This is a genomic window from Acidobacteriota bacterium, assembly GCA_030774055.1.
GTDB lineage: Bacteria > Acidobacteriota > Terriglobia > Terriglobales > Acidobacteriaceae > JACPNR01.
The window spans coordinates 1-2,732 of the sequence record JALYLW010000034.1 but is presented as its reverse complement, the minus strand read 5'-3'; the positions used below and the strand labels follow the sequence as shown (position 1 = coordinate 2,732).

Below are 2,732 nucleotides of genomic sequence, written 5' to 3'. Positions count from 1 at the left end.
CGCCCACGCTACGATTCTTCGCCACCGACTCGGTGGAGAAGTTCCGCGTGCTCGGCGAACGCTTCATGGGACACGCCATCGCGAACGTGGAGCATGTGGAGATGGAGCAGTAGCGACTCCACAGGCCGGAAACCCAAGATGCTTCGCGACCGATACCCCGGCTGGAGAAAACGCCGGGGGGCCGTCACTCAGCATGACCCATCATTATTTGTGTAACCCATTTACAATCGCCTGCCATGTTCTATCGCTCTGACAAACGCGCGCCCGACCAGATGCGTCCGGTGAACATCGTTCCCGACTTCATCTCCACTGCCGAAGGTTCGGCGCTGATCGAGATCGGCAACACGCGCGTGATCTGCACCGCGTCCATCGAAGAATCCGTCCCTACGTTCCTGCGCAACCGCGGCAAGGGCTGGATCACCAGCGAGTACGCGATGATCCCGCGCGCCACGCTCACGCGCACGCCGCGCGAGGTGGTGAAAGGACGCGCCAGCGGCCGGACGCACGAGATCCAACGCCTGATCGGTCGCGCGCTGCGCGCCGTGACCGACCTCGATCGTCTCGGCGAGCGCACCATATGGATCGATTGCGACGTGATCCAGGCGGATGGCGGCACGCGCACCGCGTCCATCACCGGCGCGTTCATCGCCATGGGACTGGCGCTGCAGAAACTGGTGGAGGCGGGCACGCTGACGTCTGCCCCGGTGCGCGACTTCGTCGCCGCCACCAGCGTGGGCGTGGTCGAGGGCGAGGTGCTGCTCGACCTCGCGTATGAAGAAGATTCCCGCGCCGACGTGGACCTGAACCTGGTGATGACCGGGGGCAAGAAGATCGTGGAGATCCAGGCGACCGCGGAGCAGCATCCCTTCGACGACGCGCAGCTGAAGAAGATGATGGACTACGCGCGCGCCGGCATCGAGTCGCTGGTCACCAAGCAGCAGGCGGTGCTCAGCGGGCTGTTGTTGCGGCAGTAAGTTCGTCCTTGCGGACCTTGCCGCCCTAAGGAAATCATCCTCCGAGGAGATCGGCAGCCTGAATCACGTACTCCCGGCTCGTCCCTTCGATTACAATCCTTGCCGTCACGCGGCGGGACGCGCATCGTGCTCGTCTTTTTGCACTCGGCCCTGCGCACCGTTGCCGCTCTAGAGCGCATCCGACGTCCGCACAAATATCCGTAGAGATCTAACAGGAGAACTTTTAACAGGAGAACAGTCATGAAGCTTACTCCAGGAAAACTTGCCGGGATGAAGGCGGTGAGCAACGCGCGTGGTGTGATCGCGGCCGCCGCCATGGACCAGCGCGGCTCGCTGCAGAAATCCCTCGCCAAGGAAAAAGGCGGCGAGATCGGCGACCGCGAGATGGAAGAGTTCAAGTCGCTGGTGACGGAGGTGCTCACCAAGCACGCGTCCGCCATCTTGCTCGACCCGGAGTGGGGACTGCCGGCATCGAAAAAGCGCGCGAAGGATTCCGGCCTGCTGCTCGCCTACGAGAAGACGGGATATGACAAGACCGGTCCCGGCCGCCTGCCCGACTTGCTGGATAACTGGTCGGTGCGCCGATTGAAGGAAGCGGGCGCCGATTGCCTGAAGATCCTGCTGTATTACACGCCCTTCGACGGCGAGAAGATCAACGACATCAAGCATGCCTGGGTGGAACGCATCGGCGATGAATGCCGCGCCAACGACATCCCGTACTTCCTCGAGTTCGTGACGTATGAAGAAGGCGCGGACGAGAAGGGCCTCGACTTCGCCACGAAAAAGCCGCAAGCGGTGATCGGCGCGATGAAGGAGTTCACCAAAGACCGCTACGGCGTGGACGTGCTCAAGGTCGAGATCCCCATCAACATGAAGTTCGTCGAGGGCACCAAGGCCTTTGGCGGGGAGAAGGCCTACTCCCGGCAAGACGCGCTGAAGCTGTTCAAGGATGCGGCCGCGGTGACGACCAAGCCGTTCATCTATCTCTCGGCCGGCGTATCGAATGCGGAGTTCACCGAATCGCTGGAGCTGGCGGCGGAGTCGGGCGTGAAGTTCAATGGCGTGCTTTGCGGGCGCGCCACGTGGAAAGATGGCATCCCGGTCTACGCCAAGCAGGGCGCCGAAGCTTTCCGCAAGTGGCTGGAGAGTGAAGGCGTGAAGAACATCGAGAACGTGAACGCGCGGCTGAAGGCGGCTACACCGTGGTTCGAGATCTATGGCGTGAAGGAAGCGGCACTGGTGGGTGCGTAAGTCGGGCGCGTAAATCTATTTATTCCGGAGGAAGCAACATGAGGAAGCATGTGTTGTGGGTCCTGGTGCTCGCGCTGTGCGGCGTGGCGGTCGCGCAGGGCATGAAGAAGGGCGAGCACCCGATGGGCAGTCAGAAGATGGGCGGTCAGAAGATGGCGATGGCCGATCACAAGATCGTCCAGCCCAATGACATCCAGTGGGGCGATGCGCCTCCGGTACTGCCCGCGGGCGCGAAGATGGCCGTGATGCATGGCGATCCCGGGAAACCCGGTATCTTCATCATCCGGTTGAAGGCGCCGGATGGTTACCGGATCCCGCCGCACTGGCACCCGACCGCCGAACACGTGACGGTGATCTCGGGGAATTTCAGCGTCGGCATGGGCGACAAGATGGACGAGAGCTCGATGACGTCGCTCGGGCCCGGCGGATTCGTCAGCCTGAATGCGAAGTCACACCACTACGGCAAGACCAAGGGTGAGACGGTCCTCCAAGTGGGCGGGATGGGTC

3 protein-coding genes are annotated in these 2,732 nt (G+C 62.3%); all 3 read left to right on the top strand.

Translation table 11 applies throughout. From position 1 onward, the window contains the following. The first annotated feature begins 236 nt into the window (after positions 1-236). On the top strand, positions 237-974 hold the full coding sequence (gene rph / locus M3P27_02630) for a ribonuclease PH (GenBank protein MDP9267204.1): 738 nt from the start codon (positions 237-239) through the stop codon (positions 972-974). A gap of 240 nt (positions 975-1,214) precedes the next feature. Continuing rightward, a complete protein-coding gene (locus M3P27_02625) occupies positions 1,215-2,225 on the top strand; it encodes a tagatose 1,6-diphosphate aldolase (protein ID MDP9267203.1) in 1,011 nt (336 codons plus the stop codon). 38 nt (positions 2,226-2,263) lie between these two features. Then, on the top strand, positions 2,264-2,732 hold a 469-nt coding region (locus M3P27_02620; protein MDP9267202.1), incomplete at its 3' end, for a cupin domain-containing protein.

Bases quoted from the DNA above. Each gene is read 5' to 3' on its own strand.
- rph (MDP9267204.1), top strand. From the start codon at position 237: ATGTTCTATCGCTCTGACAAACGCGCGCCCGACCAGATGCGTCCGGTG.
- M3P27_02625 (MDP9267203.1), top strand. From the start codon at position 1,215: ATGAAGCTTACTCCAGGAAAACTTGCCGGGATGAAGGCGGTGAGCAAC.